This window comes from Nocardia sp. GP40 (assembly GCF_050434125.1).
Lineage (GTDB): Bacteria > Actinomycetota > Actinomycetes > Mycobacteriales > Mycobacteriaceae > Nocardia > Nocardia albiluteola.
Genome location: NZ_JBNPVW010000001.1, coordinates 266,421 through 281,095 on the forward strand (window position 1 = coordinate 266,421; position 14,675 = coordinate 281,095).

Consider the following 14,675-nt stretch of genomic DNA (forward strand, 5'->3'; position numbering starts at 1 on the left):
CTCCCGGTCGGGAACGGGGTTGCCCAGGCGTCGCACCGGTACCGGCCGGTCTTCTGACAGGATGGGCCCGTGACTGCGCAAGCCTGGATTCTGATCGCCGTGATCGCCGCCGTGCTGGTGGTGGCCCTGGTCGTCGCCGGATTCGTCCGGTACCGGCGCGGCCGGGTGACATTGACCTCCGCCGCGCCCGACAAGGAGATCGTCGACCGGTCGGGAGGATATTCGGCGTCCGGGGGATTCAACTTCAGCCAGGGCGGCGCGGGGACCGGCACGCTCACCCCGCCGCGCCCGGAGCCCGTGCCGGAGGAGCGGACCGACGACGAGGGCCAGCCGCACGTCGGGGACGACGCGGCGATCCCGCGAGACTCGGCGCGGCGCTCGATCACCGATATCCGCCTACCCGAGCCCGAGGCGGGGGTTACCGAGGCGGCGACCGCCACCCCGGAAACGGCCGTGGCCGAGCCGACCGAAGCCGAGGCTCCGTCGCCCGAGACGGCCCCCGCGGAACCCGGCACGGACACGGCCGCCCAGGCTGTCACACCTCCCGTTGCCGAGCCCGACGGGGCTCTCGCGCCGACGCCTACCGAAGTGCCATCCCCCGGGGCCGCGCCCACCGCGCCCACCGAGGCCGCACCCACCATCGCGCCCGAGGCACCCGCGCCGGCCCCGACTCCCGCACCCGAGCTCGAGGAGATCGCCCCCACCGCGGGGCGCCTGACCCGCCTGCGCGGGCGGCTGGCCCGGTCCCAGACCGCCATGGGCAAGAGCCTGCTCGGCCTGCTGGGCGGCGGTGACCTCGACGAGGACTCCTGGGAGGAGATCGAGGACACCCTGGTCATGGCCGATCTCGGCACCTCGGTCACCGGCACGATCGTGGAGCGGTTGCGGGCCGAGCTGGCCGCCCGCAGCGTCCGCACCGCCGACGAGGCACGCGCCGCCCTGCGGGCGGTCCTGGTGGAGGCGCTACGGCCGGAACTGGACCGTTCGATTCGCGCCCTCCCGCACGACGATCACCCCTCGATCCTGCTGGTCGTCGGCGTGAACGGCACCGGCAAGACCACCACCACCGGCAAGTTGGCCCGTGTGCTGGTCGCCGACGGCCGCCGGGTGCTGCTGGGCGCCGCCGACACGTTCCGCGCCGCGGCCGCCGACCAGCTGCAGACGTGGGGCGAGCGGGTCGGCGCGGAGACCGTGCGCGGGCGCGAGGGCGCCGACCCCGCCTCGGTCGCCTTCGACGCGGTGAGCGCGGGCATCGACAACGGCGTGGACGTCGTGCTGGTCGACACCGCGGGCCGCCTGCACACCAAGACCGGCCTGATGGACGAGCTGGGCAAGGTCAAGCGCGTGGTCGAGAAGAAGGCGGCCGTGGACGAGGTGCTGCTCGTGCTCGACGCGACCGTCGGCCAGAACGGCCTGAACCAGGCCCGGGTCTTCGCCGAGGTCGTCGACATCTCCGGCGTGGTGCTGACCAAACTGGACGGAACGGCCAAGGGCGGCATCGTGTTCCAGGTGCAGCACGAGCTCGGCGTCCCGGTGAAGCTGGTGGGCCTGGGCGAGGGCGCGGACGACCTGGCCCCCTTCGAACCCGGCGCCTTCGTCGACGCCCTGCTCGGCTGAGCGGCTGACCACGGCCTTTGCCCGAAAAATCCTCCTCGCGACACGCGCCTCACGGTGAGCCCGAAAGCGCTGTGTAGCGCACGAAACGTGCTAGCAACACAGCAGGTTCATCCGTTCACGCATGCGAAACACGCAGGCGGCACGGATGAAACACCGAATAGCGAACCTTCTGTGCAGGCTCGTAGCCGTCGTTTTGGCCGGGCCCGAGATGAGGAGGAAACAAGGTGGCGTACCCCTTGCTCGGTGTGCCGGATACCGGTGACACCGCATGGATGCTGGCGAGCTCCGCGCTGGTCCTGCTGATGACCCCTGGGCTAGCGTTCTTCTACGGCGGCATGGTCCGCGGGAAGAACGCGCTCAACATGATCATGATGAGCATCAGTGCGATGGGCATCGTGGGCGTCCTGTGGGCGATCTTCGGATTCTCGGAGGCCTTCGGCAACAACAAGTTCGGCGTGATCGGCGATCCGGGTCAGTTCTTCGGCCTCAAGGGGCTGATCGGGTCCAACGGGTCCGCCGCCGTCGCGGCCGATCCGGCCAACCACGTCGCGGCAAAGGCCGCGGTGACCATTCCGCTGGCGGGCACCATCCCGATGACGGTCTTCGTCGCCTTCCAGCTGATGTTCGCCATCATCACCGTCGCGCTGATCTCCGGCGCGGTCGCCGACCGGCTCAAGTTCCGCGCTTGGCTGATCTTCGCCACCGTCTGGGCGGTCGTGGTCTACTTCCCGGTCTGCCACTGGGTCTTCGACTTCAACGTCACCGACGCCGCGGGCAACCTGGTGCACCAGGGCGGCTGGATCGCGAACAAGCTGCAGGCCATCGACTTCGCCGGCGGGACCGCGGTGCACATCAACGCCGGCGCCGCGGGCTTGGCGCTGTGCATCGTGCTCGGCAGGCGCAAGGGCTGGCCCAAGTCCCCGATGCGCCCGCACAACCTGCCCTTCGTCATGCTGGGCGCCGGTCTGCTGTGGTTCGGCTGGTTCGGTTTCAACGCCGGATCCTCGGTCAGCTCCAACGGCCTGGCCGGTTCCACCTTCCTGACGACCACGTTCGCCACGTCGGCCGCCATGCTGGGCTGGCTGCTGGTGGAGAAGATCCGCGACGGCAAGCCCACCAGCCTCGGCGCCGCCTCGGGCATCGTGGCCGGCCTGGTCGCGATCACCCCGTCGTGCTCCTCGGTGAACATCCTGGGCGCGCTGGTCATCGGCGTCGTCGCCGGTATCGCGTGTGCGCTGGCGGTCGGGCTGAAGTACAAGTTCGGGTTCGACGATTCACTCGACGTGGTCGGCGTGCACCTTGTCGGCGGTGTGATCGGCACCCTGATGATCGGCCTGTTCCTGGCGCCCGAGTCCGGCGCCTCGCAGAGCCTCAACGGCGCGAAGGGCCTGTTCTACGGCGGCGGTTTCGGCCAGCTGGGCAAGCAGGCGATCGGCGCCTTCTCGGTGCTGGCCTTCTCGTTCGTCGTGTCGCTGATCCTGGCCTACATCATCAAGTTCACCGTCGGTCTGCGGGCAAGCGACGAAGAGGAATTCGAGGGCTTGGATGAGTCCGAGCACGCGGAGACGGCATACGATTTTGCTGCTGTAACTGCTGTGGGTGGCACGGCACGTGACGCTGTCAAGGAGGCATGACGCCATGAAACTGATTACCGCGATCGTCAAACCGTTCACGCTCGAGGACGTCAAGAGCGGCCTGGAGCAGGCGGGCGTCCTTGGTATGACCGTCAGCGAGGTGCAGGGCTACGGACGCCAGAAGGGGCACACCGAGGTATATCGCGGCGCGGAGTACTCGGTCGACTTCGTCCCGAAGGTGCGCGTGGAGGTCGTGGTCGACGACGCCTCCGTCGAGAAGGTCGTCGAGGTGATCGTCGAGGCCGCGCGCACGGGCAAGATCGGTGACGGCAAGGTCTGGGTGTCTCCCGTCGACTCGGTGATCCGGGTACGGACCGGCGAGCGCGGCGCGGACGCCCTGTAATACCGGTTCCGGCAACGCAATTGGCGGATCGAACGGCGCAATACCGTATCGAGCGGCGGCTCCGCATCCGATCGTGACGGTCGGGGCGGAGCCGCCCGCATGATGGTTGGGTGGTGTGGGTTATGCAGGTGAAGGACGAGATGCCCGGCGGCGCTACGGATCTGGTGCGTGCCCGCAATCAGTTGCTGGAGGGCGGAGACACCCGCCACCCGCGGCTGGACGCCCACGCGCTGCGCCAGGCGCTGGTCGACCTGCACGAGCTGTGGCTCAGCGGCAAGGGCGCGGAGCTGGGCATCACCGCCGACAGCGGCCTGGCCGTCGTGGCGGTCGGCGGGCTGGGCCGCGGGGAGATGCTGCCGTACTCGGACCTGGATCTGGTGCTGCTGCACGACGACGTCGACCCCCAGCGCGTGGCCGAGGTCGCCGATCGGCTGTGGTACCCGCTGTGGGATGCCCACATCAAACTCGATCACAGCGTCCGCACCGTCCCGCAGGCGCTGCGGGTGGCCGCCGACGATCTCACCGCCGCCCTGGGCCTGCTGGACGCGCGGCACATCGTCGGCGATGCCGAGCTCAGCAATCTGCTGATCGGCGGGGTGCGGCGCGAATGGCGGACCGGAATCCGTTCCCGCTTCCCCGAATTGGTGGAGCAGACCCAGACCCGGTGGCGGCGCAGCGGTGAGATCGCGCACCGGGCCGAACCGGATCTGAAGAACGGCCGCGGGGGGTTGCGCGATATCCAACTGCTCGATGCCCTGGCCATCGCCCAGTTGACCGACGCGATGCCCGGGCTGGGCCCGGACGTGCCCGGCGGCGGATTGAAACAGGCGCATCGTCGGCTGCTGGATGTGCGCACCGAACTGCATCGCGTGGCCGGGCGTGCCCGGGATCAGCTGCGCGCCCAGGACGCGGACGAGATCGGCAGCGCGCTGCGCATCGGCGATCGGTTCGATCTGGCCCGCACGCTCACCGATGCGGCGCGCACGGTCGGCTACTCGGTCGATGTCGGGCTGCGGACCGCGGGCAACGCGCTGCCGCGGCGCGGGCTGGCCCGGTTGCGGCGGATGCCGGTGCGCCGACCACTCGATGAGGGGGTGGTCGAACACGCCGGTGAGGTCGTGCTCGCGCGCGATGCCCGCCCACAACGGGATCCGGGCCTGATCCTGCGGGTGGCCGCGGCCTCGGCGCAGACCGGACTGCCGATGTCGGCGACGACGCTGAACCGGCTGTCGGAGGACGCCCCCGAGCTGCGCGAGCCGTGGCCGCGCGAGGCGCTGAACGATCTGCTGGTACTGCTGGGCACCGGCCGCGGCACCCTCGACGCGATCGAGGCGCTGGACCGGACGGGGTTGTGGGGCAGGCTGTTTCCCGAATGGGGCGCGGTGCGCGATCTGCCCCCGCGCGATGCGGTGCACACCTGGACCGTGGACCGTCACCTGGTGGAGACCGTGGCCTACGCCGCGGCGCTGAGCACCCGCGTCGCCCGGCCGGATCTGCTGCTGCTGGGTGCGCTGCTGCACGATATCGGCAAGGGGCGCACCGAGGATCACAGCATCGTCGGCGCGGAGCTGGCGACGCAGATCGGCCGGCGACTGGGCCTGTGGCCCGCGGACGTGCGCACCCTCAGCGCGATCGTGCGGCACCATCTGCTGTTGCCGGACACCGCGACCCGGCGCGATCTGGCGGATCCGGAGACCGCCGAGGCGGTGGTGCGGGCCCTGGACGGCGATCCGCAGCTGCTGGAACTGCTGCACGCCCTGGCCGAGGCCGATTCGCTGGCCACGGGTCCCGGGGTGTGGGGCGATTGGAAGGCCTCGCTCATCGGTGAGCTGGTGCGCCGGTCGAGGCTGGCCATGGCCGGGGAGCAGGCGCCGCAACCGGATTCGATCGACCCCGAGCTGCTGGTCAAGGCCAAGGCCGGCGGCGTGCACGTGGAGCTGGCGCCCGGTGACGGGCGGTACACCCACGTCGTCACGGTGATCGCCCCCGACACTCCGGGCCTGCTGTCCGAGGCCGCCGGGGTGCTGGCGCTGCATTCGCTGCGGGTGTTGTCGGCTTCGCTGGGCACCGAGGGGGATTCGGCGATCGACACCTTCGTCGTGAGCCCGAAGTTCGGCGACCCACCCGATGCCGGACTGCTGCGCCAGGAGTTGATCCGCGCGATCAACGGCGAGCTGAATCTGGCTGCGGTGCTGGACAAGAAGGAACGCGAGGCGGGCCTGTCGCCCAGGCCCTACGCGCAGGCGCAGCCCCGCGTCCTGTGGGCCGAGGGCGGTAGCCCGGGGCAGGCGCTGCTCGAACTGCGGGCCGAGGACCGGATCGGGTTGTTGTCGCGGCTGGCCGGGGCACTGGCCGTGGTGGGGGTGAATGTGCGCTGGGCCAAGGCGGTTACCCGTGGCACCGCGGTGGTCGACGCGTTCTGCCTGGATCTCGACGACGCCGACACCGCTGCGCGCCGGGCGGAGATCGAGGAGGCGCTGCTGGCCGTGGTTCCGCATCCGCAGCCGCCGAAGCCGCCCGCGGATGCGGATTAGGCGGCCGGAACCGCACAATCGCCCCGACTGCGACTTTGCTGGCAAACTCGGCGTCCGCCGGTTAACCAGATTGTTGCGTGAGATTTGCTGCAAGCGCTGTCCCGTGTGATGCGGGCCACTCTACGATCAGACCGGATCCGAGCTGTAGAGCGTGGATTTCGGGCATGAGCAGGCGCCGACCTTCATGCCGCGGGTGCTGTTCGAGGCTTGTCCGAGCTTTTCGAGCATAAGGGAGCGGGCCGGTGGCAATTGAAGTCGTTTCCGCATCGATGATGACCAGTGATCTGACCACGCACATCGCCCGGTGTGTCGGTGGCGACCGGTGGGTGGTGTCCTGGCTGCCCGGCCGCACACTGTCCGGGCAGCAGGCCGTGACGGCGATGACCATCGCGTCCACGGTCAGCGACCGGCAGCTCGCCGCCGCCGAATGGGCGATGCTCGACTCGATGGCCCTGGAGCTGGGGCTGACCGGTCGCGAGGCGCTCGGCATGATCGCCAGCGAGAATCGCGACATCCGCCAGGCGCCGCGCCCCAGGCGTCGATCGCTCGAGTAGATCTCGGGTTACCTGCCGATCCGTCCGGCCGAAGTGTGCCCGCGGGGCCGCGAACAACCCGGAATGACGAGGGCGAATCCATTCCCCGGGGATCGCCGACTACCCTGGATCGTCGAGTGACAGTCCCTCGAGATCAGGAGCGCGATCGGTGTTCGAGTCCCTTTCCGACCGGTTGACCGGTGTTCTGAGCGACCTGCGCGGCAAGGGACGTTTGTCACCCGCCGATATCGATGCCACCGCGCGGGAGATCCGCCTGGCGCTGCTCGAGGCCGACGTCGCGCTGCCCGTGGTGCGCGGATTCATCGCGCGGATCAAGGACCGCGCCAAGGGGGCGGAGGTCTCCGGGGCGCTGAATCCGGCGCAGCAGGTCGTCAAGATCGTCAACGAGGAATTGATCGCGATCCTCGGCGGCGAGACCCGGCGGCTGCAGTTCGCCAAGACCCCGCCGACAGTGATCATGCTGGCCGGTCTGCAGGGTGCGGGTAAGACCACCCTCGCGGGCAAGCTCGCCAAATGGCTGCGGGAGCAGGGGCACACACCGTTGCTTGTGGCGTGCGACCTGCAGCGTCCCGGCGCCGTGACCCAGCTGCAGGTGGTCGGTGAGCGCGCCGGAGTGCCGGTGTTCGCCCCGCATCCGGGCACCAGCGTCGGCGGCGGTGAGAATCCCCTCGGCATCTCGGCCGCGGACCCGGTCGGCGTGGCACAGGCCGGTATCGAGGAGGCCCGGGCCAAGCAGTACGACGTCGTCATCGTCGACACCGCGGGCCGACTGGGCATCGATGCCGAGCTGATGGCGCAGGCCGTGGGCATTCGCGACGCGGTCAAGCCCGACGAGATCCTGTTCGTGCTCGACGCGATGATCGGTCAGGACGCGGTCAACACCGCCGAGGCGTTCCGCGACGGGGTCGGCTTCACCGGCGTCGTGCTCACCAAGCTCGACGGCGACGCGCGCGGCGGTTCGGCGCTGTCGGTGCGCGAGGTGACGGGCGTGCCGATCATGTTCGCCTCCACCGGTGAGAAGCTCGAGGATTTCGACGTCTTCCATCCGGATCGCATGTCCAGCCGCATCCTGGGCATGGGCGATCTGCTGACCCTGATCGAGCAGGCCGAGCAGGTCTACGACGCGCAGCAGGCCGAGGAGGCCGCGCGCAAGATCGGCTCGGGCGAGCTGACGCTCGAGGACTTCCTCGATCAGATGCTGGCCATCCGCAAGATGGGCCCGATCGGCAATCTGCTCGGCATGCTGCCCGGCGCCGGCCAGATGAAGGACGCCCTCGCGGCTGTCGACGACAAGCAGTTGGACCGGGTACAGGCGATCATTCGGGGCATGACTCCGGGGGAGCGGGCCAACCCGAAGATCATCAACGCCTCGCGCCGGCTGCGCATCGCCAACGGCTCCGGCGTCACCGTGACCGATGTGAATCAGCTGGTGGACCGCTTCTTCGACGCGCGCAAGATGATGGCCGCGATGGGGCGTCAGATGGGCCTGCCCGGCGGCGGCAACCGGCGCGCCAACACCAAGAAGGGCAAGAAGGGCAAGAAGGGCGGCCGCGGTCCGACCCCGCCGAAGATGCGCGGCGGATTCCCCGGCATGCCGGGCATGCCCGCGATGCCGCCGGGCATGCCGGATCTGTCGGGCATGCCCGACGGACTCAATCAGCTGCCGCCGGGGCTGGAGGGAATCGACCTGTCTAAGCTGAAATTCCCGAAAAACTAAGCGGCACAACCGGATTCGGTGACGAGCAGGTTAACGGCCGAGGTCGTGGCGTGAACGAATGTCAACGCGCCGAACGCTTTTGGTCGTACTGTGTTCGCGCGCGCGACCCGGGTCGTTAACGCGACGACGCTACCTTCGGGATGGCTTTTTCCGGGGACTGTCGAGCAGCCCTGAGGGCACTCGAGCCTGTCCTTGTGTAGTCGTGTCCAACGACGTCCGGAAGAAGAAACTCAGTGGGGAACATCCGAATATCGGTTCGCGCCGATTCGGCCGTACAGCGATGCGCGCGTGCGATGTCGCACCGGTGCAACCGGATACGCGCGTCGCCGGGGTGGCGACGATTCGTCCGGACGATGCTGATCGTCGTCGGGCTCGTCGTCGTCCCGGGTATCGTGGGCGCGACGGCGAGCGCGGCTCCGGGCGCCATGGCCGCCGCATCCTCGACCAGCAGCGCGCTGGGCTGGATGCACATCACCGACACCTCCGGTGTGCCGCTGGCGAACTACCTGTACGCCACCAATCACGGCAGCCTGCTCAATCCGGGCGACACCGGGATCTCCATGGTGCTCGGCCTGGAGTTCGCGGGCTGGAAAGTCATTGTGACGATGGCTATCTGGCTGATCGGGTACGCGCTGAGCTTCGCCTGGCTGCGGTGGTTCGCCAAGCCGCTCACGGGGATCTCGCAGGCCCTGAGCGGGCAGATCGCCACCCCGATCATGCTGATCACGGCCGCGACCATCGGCGCGTTCTGCGTGGCGTATTTCGTTGTCCGCGGGCTGTATTCGAAGGCGACCCTGCAGGTGGTCACCATGCTCGCGGTCGCGGTGGCCGGTCCGATATACCTGGCGCAGCCGCTGGCCGACGCGTTCTCCTCGGACGGCCTGCTGGCCCAGGGGCGCGATCTGGGCATCTCGGTGGCCGCCGGGTTGACCGGTGAGGACACCACGAACCCGGCCGGTCTGGTAGCGACCATGCAGGGCATGCTCGCGGACAATTTCGCGCGACATCCGTTGCAGGTGTGGAACTTCGGGCACGTGCTCGACGAACAGTCCGCGTGCGGGGCGGCATGGTCCGTCGGCGTGAATGCCGGTAGCGAGGGCCAGGTGAAGAACGGCATCGCCCGATGCGGGGATGCGTCGGCGAAGTCCGCGGCCGACAACCCCAGCTTCGACCAGATCGGGACCGGGCTGTTACTGCTCCTGCTCGGCGGCATGCTGCTGCTGTTCGCGGCCGTGCTGGCGATCAAGGTGATCAAGTCCGCGCTGGACACGATCTACCACGGCCTGATGTCGATCTTCGGATTCGCCGCGGGCGGATTCGTCTACGGGCTCACCCAGACGTTCCTGGTGCGCAACATGGTCGACGGGGTCATCGCGGCGGCGCGGATGACGATCTTCACCATCTTCCTCGGCATCTACGTGCTGTTCCTGAACGACCTGTTCGACATGGCGGGCGGCGAGGTCATGGTCGTCTTCGTCGTCGGTGCGATCGTGGAGATCGTCGCGGTCTCCCAGCTGCGGCGGATCAGCGCCGGGCTGGACCACGGCAACGAATGGCTGGCGAACAAGTTCGCGCTCGCGATTCAGGGCGGCGGCGGGGCGCACGCCTCCGGCGGTGGTGGGGGGACCGCGCTGGGGATGGGCACCGTCGGGGCGCATCATTCGCTCTCGTCGAACAAATTGCTCGTGGGGCTGGGAGCCGTCAGCACGATCGGCAATTCGGCTGCGACCGAATGGCTCTGGGGCAAGACGCGCTCGCCGCTGCGCCCGTGGTCGCGTACGGAACGAGCCGCGTCGCTGGGACAGTGGGGATTCTGGGGCAGCAAGGGCACCGGCGGCGCGAAGGGCTTCTATGCCCAGTCGTATATGAACCGCAGGCTGTTCGCCACCACCGCACGGGAGGCCGCCCACCAGAACGGCGGCATCAACACCGTGCGCGGCGCGGCCGCGGCCCTGCAGGCCCTGCACGACGTCGGGGGCAAGGTGAGCGATGCGTACGGCGCGCTCACCGGCGCCGGATTCACCAACGAGAAGGTGAAGCTCGCCGCCCTCCGGTCGTGGGGGATCGTCGAGGCGAATGCGGGTACCTGGACTCTCGGCGACAAGCGCCTGGGACACATGGTGTCCGCGGTGCAGCGCGCCCAGGACTCCGCCCTGCGCCTGATCGACGGCACGGGCGACGCGGGCGAGGTCGCGGCGGACCTGGCCACCATGCAAGCGGCCGCGTTCAGCTTCCACCGCGCCAACTCCGCGCCCGTGACGCTCACCCGTGCGCAGGAGGACTTCGTGGAGGATTACATGCAGGCTCCCTCGAAGGCGAAGATAACGCAGTTGCAGCAGCTCGCGAGCGGCGATCCCGCCGCCGCCACCGAGATGTTGCACGGCATGAACGCCGTCGACGCCGGTCGCATGATGCAGTCGATCGGGAACCGGCACGCGCGGCTGACCCTGCAGGCCGCCAACGACGTGCTCGCGAATCCCGCCGACCCGCACCGGCTTCGGCGGGCCCGCGCGGTCGTCGCCGCAGCCACCGACACCGATCAGTGGTCGTCGGGCGCGAAGCGGACGCCATGGAATTCGCTGGCGGCGCCGAGCGACGATCACCCCGATCCGGTTCGGCCGGGCTGGGGGACCGCACTTGCCGGAGTCGGCGGCCGCCTGAGGTGACGGCCCCTGACGCCGGGCGCGCCGTCGGCGGCGGACCTCACGCAGGTGACGCGGCGCTTGGGCGGATGCGCTGCCGTCGCGACGCCGCGTGCCTGGTCGAAGGGATGAGTGCTGGTCATCCGCGGGGATGAGGAGGCCGCGGTGGAGTGCGACTCCGGTCGTATGCGAAGCAGGCGTGGCGGCCGATGTGCCGCACGTGTTCTCGCGGCACGATCGCTGTGACAAAGATCCAGCGCCCTGGATTCGCACCGAAGGGTTGAACGTTGCAGCTATCGGTAGTGTCCCGCTCGTCCACCGTGGACGCTCCCGCATTCGCGACGCGGGCCGTGCTCGCGGTCGCGGGCGTCGTCGCAGTAGTCCAGCTCGTCTGCGGCGCGATCGGTGGCTACTGGTTCGACGAGGCCTACATGCTCGCGATCGGCCGCCACCATCTGGCCTGGGGCTCGGCCGACCAGCCGCCGGTCGCACCGGCGCTGGCGGCCGCGATGGACTGGCTCGCCCCCGAATCGCTGGTGGCGCTGCGGATACCGGCGGTGCTCGCCACCGCGGCGGCGGTCGTCGTCGCGGCGCTGATCGCCCGGGAGTTCGGCGGTGATCGGCGCGCGCAGCTCCTCACCGCGGTCGCGCAGGCGACTGCGCTGTGGTTCACCATGGACGGGCACTGGCTGACCCCGTACACGCTGGAGCCGGTGCAGTGGCTGCTGCTCATCTGGCTGCTGGTGCGTTGGATCCGGTTGCGCGAGGACCGGTTGCTGCTCGCGGCGGGCGTTGTCGCCGGAATCGCCGCGGAGACCAAATTCCAGGTGATCCTGCTGTGCATGGTGCTGCTGGCGGCGGTGGCCGTCTGCGGCCCGCGCGAATTGCTGCGGCGGCCGATGCTGTGGGCCGGCGCCGCCGTCGGAGCGCTGCTGGCGCTGCCGACACTGGTGTGGCAGGCGCGCAACGGCTGGCCGCAGCTGCACATGAGCTCGGTGCTGTCCACCGAGGCGAACGAATTGTACGGCGGCCGTCCGGGAATCGCGGTATCGCTGATTCTCATGGCCGGTGTCGCGGGGACGGTGCTGGCGCTCTACGGGATCTGGGGGTTGCTGCGCGACGCGCGGCTGCGCCCGTATCGGTTCCTCGCCGTGACCGCGGTGGTGCTGTACCTCGTCTTCGTCGCGACCGCCGGGCGGCCCTACTACCTCGGCGGGTTCTACGGCGCGCTGTTCGCCGCGGGCGCGGTCGGATTCCAGCGGCGTCGACTGGCCGGTGGCCGCCGGGGCTGGGTGGTATGGCCGGCGTGTGCACTGAGCATCGCCGGGGCCGCAAGCATGCTCGCCGTGGCCGCGACGTCGGCGAAAACCGATGCGCCACAGCGGATCGTGCGGCTGACGGCCGCCGCCTACCAGTCCCTTCCCGAGCAGGACCGCCGGTCGGCGATCATCATGGGCCAGTCCTACATCGTCGCCTCGTACCTCGACGTGTACTCGCACGATCTTCCGGCGGCGTACAGCACCAGCCGCGGCTACGGATACTTTCCGCCGCCACCGGATTCCGCGCGTGCCGTGCTGTACATCGGCACGTCGCCGGACGAGTTGCGCGGCCATTTCGGGTCGTGCCGCCGATTGCTCGGCGACAGAACGGATCCGGGCACCGATCAGCGGGCGTGGCTGTGCACCGACCGGCGCGAGCCGTGGGAACGATTCTGGCCGAGCCTGCGGCACCTCGACATGACCTGACGGCTTCGCCCGGTGCAGGGTCTCTCATCCGGTGCCCGCGCGTTGTCCAGCACGGACGCTCGGCCGCGGCCGAGCGTCCTAGGCCTGGTTCGGGTCCTGGACGGGCTGGTCCTGGATCCTCGGGAAGACCTGCTCACGCTGGAGCGGCTGCTCGGGCGTCGCCTCGACCCGGTCTCCCTCGACGGCGGGAATCTCCGCGCTGTATTCGCGGGGCTGCAGGGTTTGGCCGTAGACCTCCGGAGTTCCCGCGGTCGCCTCGTAGTAGCGCGGCTGGGTTTGGCCGTAGACCAGGGGCGTTCCCTCGGTGGAGTCGTACAGGCGTGGCTCGGTGGTTGGAATGCCCTGCTGAGCGTAGTACTGGCGGGGTTGCAGGGGTTGTTCCGGGCTGTAGGTGTATCCCTCGGGGGTCACCTCGGTGGCCGGGACGCCTCGGGTGTATTCGCGCGGCTGTAGGGGCTGTTGCGGGTCGTATTCGCGGGGTTGCAGCGGGGTGCCCTGGTTGTATTCGCGGGGTTGCAACGGGGTCCCCTGGTTGTACTCGCGCGGCTGGAGTGGCTGCGCGTCCTGCCGGCGGAGGGCCTCTTCGGGCTGGAGCTGTTGTTGTTCTTGCCGGGGGGTCAGACGGGTCATCTCCATGCGGCGATACAGCGCGTTGGGGGAGTACGACGACGGGCCGTAGCTGCCCGAGCCGCTGGAATTGCCCGAGCCGGACGGCCCGTTCTGATTCTGATGCGTCGCATTGGCGGCGGCCGTAGCCTCGTTCTGCTCGAAGGTCTTCGCCGAATCCCGCAGGTTGTCGCGATTCTGCCCGAACAGATCGACCAGCTGGCCCAGGTTCTTGAAGGTGCCGTCGCGGTTGGCGATATAGCCCTTGTCGCCCTCGGAGAACTTCTTGCCCGCCTTGTCGTCGCCCCAGGGCTCGCCCTCGGCGTTGCACCCGCCGGTGAGCGTGTTCAGAATCTGCCTGGTGGTATCGCTGATGGCGTCGAATTGATTTGCGGCATTGCGCAATCCCTCGGGATTGATACTGACCGGCTCAGTCATCGCTACCTCCTACACAGATACAACGCCGCCGAGCGTATGCGCGTTACCATTCGCGGCGCCCCGATATCATTCTGTGGCAAGTTGCCGCAGGTCCGCCAGGCCGGGCGCCTCGGCCGCGGTGACCTCGGGGCCGATGACGCCCGACAGCCGATCGGCCGCGAACGCGGGAAATCCGCTCAACGCCACGGTGGCCGGCTGTCCCGCGCGGTAGCCGTCGCTGAATCGCAACTGCCACAGGCCCGCCGCGATTTCGCCGGTGCGTCCCGCCTGTGCCCGCGGCAGGTATCCGGCCGCATCGCCGGTGACCGCGGCCCAGACGTAGCCGACCACCGCCGAATCCATCCGGACCGGCAGATACCGTACAGCCGAGCCGGTGTCGGCCGGATAGGTCTGCAGCGGCGCGCTGACCAGCGGACCCCAGCCGTCGGACCGGTCGGCGGGCGTGCCGTCGGGATACGTGCCGTCCTGGATCAGCGGGCCCTCACCGAGGGGCGGTCCGTCCGGATTGAGCCGATTCCACAGCTGGTCCAGGCTTGGCGAGCCGGTGGGACGGAGACCGGCCGGGACACCGCCCGCGATCGGGTCCTCGGGCCGCCCGATCAATCGCTCGAGGGCCGCGGCCGGTGTGAGTCCCGCCGAGGCCGCCTCGTTCAGCCTTGTCTCCCAGGCGATCACGCAGTCCAGATCGCGACCGGCCACCGCCAGGATGCGCTCGAAACCCGCGGCGTGCTGGTCGGGGGAGGCCCACACACACCCGATGACCTGGCCGCGCCGATGCACGGGCAGGTAGATCACGGGCCGCCGGGTCCAGTGGCGATAGCCGGTGGGAGTGCTGCTGCTCATTA

At 69.4% G+C, this 14,675-nt stretch carries 10 protein-coding genes; 8 read left to right on the forward strand and 2 right to left on the reverse strand.

All coding sequences use genetic code 11. From position 1 onward, the window contains the following. The first annotated feature begins 69 nt into the window (after window positions 1-69). The 8 genes from ftsY (at window position 70) to ABH933_RS01240 (ending at window position 12,786) form a co-directional block, all read left to right on the forward strand. Window positions 70-1,617, forward strand: a complete 1,548-nt coding sequence (gene ftsY, locus ABH933_RS01205; RefSeq protein WP_429414100.1) for a signal recognition particle-docking protein FtsY — start codon at window positions 70-72, stop codon at window positions 1,615-1,617. 272 nt (window positions 1,618-1,889) lie between these two features. Then, on the forward strand, window positions 1,890-3,251 hold the full coding sequence (locus ABH933_RS01210) for an ammonium transporter (RefSeq protein WP_429415628.1): 1,362 nt from the start codon (window positions 1,890-1,892) through the stop codon (window positions 3,249-3,251). A 4-nt stretch (window positions 3,252-3,255) separates the two neighbouring features. Continuing rightward, entirely contained in the window at window positions 3,256-3,594 is a 339-nt protein-coding gene (locus ABH933_RS01215; protein ID WP_429414103.1) for a P-II family nitrogen regulator, read from the forward strand. Between the two features lie 122 nt (window positions 3,595-3,716). Continuing rightward, window positions 3,717-6,128, forward strand: a complete 2,412-nt coding sequence (locus ABH933_RS01220) for a [protein-PII] uridylyltransferase (RefSeq protein WP_429415631.1) — start codon at window positions 3,717-3,719, stop codon at window positions 6,126-6,128. Window positions 6,129-6,370: 242 nt separating this feature from the next. Then, window positions 6,371-6,682, forward strand: coding sequence for a hypothetical protein (locus ABH933_RS01225; RefSeq protein ID WP_429414106.1), 312 nt, complete (start codon window positions 6,371-6,373; stop codon window positions 6,680-6,682). 148 nt (window positions 6,683-6,830) lie between these two features. Next, a complete protein-coding gene (gene ffh / locus ABH933_RS01230) occupies window positions 6,831-8,399 on the forward strand; it encodes a signal recognition particle protein (protein WP_215918733.1) in 1,569 nt (522 codons plus the stop codon). A 353-nt stretch (window positions 8,400-8,752) separates the two neighbouring features. Continuing rightward, window positions 8,753-11,065, forward strand: coding sequence for a hypothetical protein (locus tag ABH933_RS01235; protein ID WP_429414110.1), 2,313 nt, complete (start codon window positions 8,753-8,755; stop codon window positions 11,063-11,065). Window positions 11,066-11,361: 296 nt separating this feature from the next. Then, window positions 11,362-12,786, forward strand: coding sequence for a glycosyltransferase family 39 protein (locus ABH933_RS01240; RefSeq protein WP_429414112.1), 1,425 nt, complete (start codon window positions 11,362-11,364; stop codon window positions 12,784-12,786). Window positions 12,787-12,864: 78 nt separating this feature from the next. On the opposite strand, the gene ABH933_RS01245 is transcribed toward ABH933_RS01240, so the two are convergent. Further along, a complete protein-coding gene (locus ABH933_RS01245; protein WP_429414115.1) occupies window positions 12,865-13,830 on the reverse strand; it encodes a hypothetical protein in 966 nt (321 codons plus the stop codon). Window positions 13,831-13,896: 66 nt separating this feature from the next. Further along, on the reverse strand, window positions 13,897-14,673 hold the full coding sequence (locus tag ABH933_RS01250) for a hypothetical protein (protein WP_429414118.1): 777 nt from the start codon (window positions 14,671-14,673) through the stop codon (window positions 13,897-13,899). Between the last annotated feature and the right edge of the window lie 2 nt (window positions 14,674-14,675).

What these genes read in the sequence shown, in the direction of transcription:
- ABH933_RS01210 (WP_429415628.1), top strand. Translation starts at nt 1,890, where the DNA reads ATGCTGGCGAGCTCCGCGCTGGTCCTGCTGATGACCCCTGGGCTAGCG.
- ABH933_RS01215 (WP_429414103.1), top strand. Translation starts at nt 3,256, where the DNA reads ATGAAACTGATTACCGCGATCGTCAAACCGTTCACGCTCGAGGACGTC.
- ABH933_RS01220 (WP_429415631.1), top strand. Translation starts at nt 3,717, where the DNA reads ATGCAGGTGAAGGACGAGATGCCCGGCGGCGCTACGGATCTGGTGCGT.
- ABH933_RS01235 (WP_429414110.1), top strand. Translation starts at nt 8,753, where the DNA reads ATGCTGATCGTCGTCGGGCTCGTCGTCGTCCCGGGTATCGTGGGCGCG.
- ABH933_RS01245 (WP_429414115.1), bottom strand. Translation starts at nt 13,830, where the DNA reads ATGACTGAGCCGGTCAGTATCAATCCCGAGGGATTGCGCAATGCCGCA.
- ABH933_RS01250 (WP_429414118.1), bottom strand. Translation starts at nt 14,673, where the DNA reads ATGAGCAGCAGCACTCCCACCGGCTATCGCCACTGGACCCGGCGGCCC.